Annotated in this window: 2 protein-coding genes; one reads left to right on the top strand and one right to left on the bottom strand. The window is 74.6% G+C overall.

The annotated features are described in order from the left end of the window. Positions 1–457: 457 nt before the first annotated feature. Positions 458–1534 carry a polyprenyl synthetase family protein gene (locus FOE67_RS21955; RefSeq protein ID WP_323385267.1) on the bottom strand — a complete coding sequence of 359 codons (1077 nt, stop codon included), beginning with the start codon at positions 1532–1534 and terminating at the stop codon, positions 458–460. A gap of 222 nt (positions 1535–1756) precedes the next feature. Here FOE67_RS21955 and FOE67_RS21950 point away from each other — a divergent pair. Further along, positions 1757–2774, top strand: a 1018-nt coding sequence (locus tag FOE67_RS21950) for an ABC1 kinase family protein (protein WP_323385265.1), incomplete at its 3' end; no start/stop codon positions are given.

Below are 2774 nucleotides of genomic sequence, written 5' to 3'. Positions count from 1 at the left end.
GGGTTTCCGGGGCACCCCGCCCCCGCCCGGGGGCGGGGTGCCCCGGGGTCGGCACGGGCGGCCTCCGGGATCGATCCCGACGGGAGCCCGGAACTTCGCAGTCGAGAGGCGCCCCCGCGGACGAGCCGACCGGTGAACGGCGTCGCGCGGACGAGGCGGGCCCCGGGCCCGCCGGGATCTCCGGGCACCACACCACGGCTTCTCCCGCGACGGAGCCGCGTGCCACCCGAGCGGCCCGGCCGAACCGTGGACGGCCCCGGGTTCCCCCGCCCCTCTCCCGGCACCCGCCGCCAGGGCCTCCGCACGGTGTGCCCGGCCCGGTGATCGTGGTGCCCGACGCACCCCTGCTTCCCCGCCTCGCGCGGTTCGCCACGGGGCCGGAGCCGCCGTGCGCCCCGGCGCCCCGGGGAACGGGGCGGGACGGCCGGCCCTCCCGGCCGGTGCCCGCCCCGCCTCCTCAGCCGGTGCGGAAGGACACGAAGTCGCAGAGGGCGTCGAGGGTGTGACGGGCCGGCAACGCCGGCAGGGACGCGAGCGCGGCCCTGGCCCCCGCCAACCGCTCGTGCATGAGTGCCTCCGCACGGGCGGTGGCCCGCGAGACGGAGAAGAGTTCGAGAACGCGGAGGTGCCGGTCGGCCTCGTCGGTGGGCCCGGCCGCGAGCAGCTCGCGCAGCTCGGCGTCGCGCGGATCGTCGTCCTCCAGGGCGAGCAGCACCGGGAGGCTGGAGACCCCGGCGAGCAGGTCCTTGCCCCGCTCCTTGCCCGTCAGCCCCTCCGGGGAGGCGAGGTCCAGCAGGTCGTCGGCGATCTGGAACGCGACGCCGAACTGCTCGCCGTACTCGATGAGGGCGTCCACGACCACCCGGGGCGCACCGGCCTGGAGGGCCCCGGCCCCCGGCGCCATGGCCAACAGCGCCGCGGTCTTTCCGGCGATCACCCGGAAGTAGTGCTCCACGGGGTTCTCCTCCGGCCCGGGACCGGCGAGTTCACGCATCTGCCCCGTGATGAGCCGGTTGGCCGTGCCGGCGTTGAGGTCGATCACACCGGGCTCCAGCCCGGCGGCGATCCGGGCGGCCCGGGCCAACAACCAGTTCCCGCCCAGGACGGCCATCCGGTCGCCCCACAGGACGTTGGCGCTGGAGACACCGTGCCGGACGGCGGCCCGGTCCACCACGTCGTCGTGGTACAGCGAGGCGATGTGGACGAGTTCGGCCACGACGGCCGCCCGAACCACACCCTCCCTCGACGGGTCGCCGAACTCCGCGGCGAGCAGCGCCAGAAGCGTCCGCAGCCGCTTGCCGCCGGTCGTCGTCAGATGCCCCGTGAGGTCGGCCACCCGGGGATCGGGGGTGTCCCGGGAGCAGTCCCGAAGACATCGCTCCGCGGCGGCCAGCGCCTCCTCCAGGCGGCGCCGGAAAGCCGGCTCGTTCGGACCGAGCCGGCTCAGCAGCACGGAGGAGTACACGGAGGAATAGGGGAGAGGGCCGTACGGTGAGGCCGGTATCGGAGCCTCGTACAGCTGCTCTGCGGTCACGAGGAAACCCATCCTGTCGGTCCCGGGGGCGGAAGGGCGGTCGGTTGTCTTCCGCCCCGACCCTCGCAGCGCGCCGGCCGGGCGACAACCGAACTGACATGAAGGTGCCACGGTCCGTTCCGCCCCCCACGGGGCCGGCGGCGGAGCGGCGGTACCGACCCCGGGGCGGGGGATCCGGCGAGCGGGGTCCGGCGGTGTGGAACAGTCCCTACGATCGGCGGCGTGGAACCACTCTCCGTACTCCTGATAGCCGGGGTCACCGCCCTCCTCGGACCGATGATCATGGCCATCATGGCCCGCAGACTGCTCGGACTGCGGATCGGCAGGGTTCGCGCCCTCCTCACCGGATGCGTGGGACTGTTGGTCGCCGGGATCGTCGGCACCCCGATGGGCCCCGAGGCGAGCCGCACCCCCCTGGTGACCGTGCAACTCGGCGCGGCCCTGATCGCCGCCATGATCTTCCTGGCGGTCTCCGAGGCCATGGTGCCCAGCGGGTCGGTGCGCGGAGTGGTCCGCTGGCCCGGTGCCCTGCGCCGCAGGCTGGCCCGCAGCCGGCGCTACACGCAACTCAGCGGGATCGCCGTGCGGCACGGACTGCGCCGCTTCCTGACCGGCCGGCCCCGGCGCACCGCCACCAGCCCGCAGGAGCAGGCGGAACTGGCCCGTTCCCTGAGGCTCGCCCTGGAGGAGGCGGGAGCCACCTTCGTGAAACTGGGCCAGGTGCTCTCCTCCCGCTACGACCTGCTGCCGGACGTGTTCGTGGAGGAGCTCAGCTCGCTCCAGCACGAGGTCGCCCCCGAACCATGGCCCGACATCGAGCGGCTCCTGACCGAGGAACTGGGAGCCCCGCCCGCGGAGGTGTTCGCGCACTTCGACCCCGAGCCGCTGGCGGCCGGATCCATGGCCCAGGTCCACCGGGCCCGGCTGCGCGACGGTCACGCGGTGGCCGTCAAGGTCCAGCGCCCGGGCGCCCGTCGGATCGTGGAACGCGACCTGGACATCCTCTTCCGGCTCAGCGACACACTGGAACGACACACCACGTGGGGCCGGACGGTCGGCTCCCGCGAACTGGCCAGGGGATTCGCCGAGTCGCTCCACGAGGAACTGGACTTCCGCACCGAGGCGCGCAACACCGCGGCCGTGGCGGCGAACACCACCCCCGCCGCCGGGAACGGCACCGCCGGCACCACGGCCGACGGCACCGGGGAGGGCGCGGGGACCCCACCCCCGGGTACCACCC

Origin of the sequence: Streptomyces calidiresistens, from assembly GCF_014141525.1 — a bacterium.
GTDB lineage: Bacteria > Actinomycetota > Actinomycetes > Streptomycetales > Streptomycetaceae > Streptomyces > Streptomyces calidiresistens.
Note: the sequence above shows the minus strand (reverse complement) of the source record. Positions and strands in the feature narration are given on the sequence as shown.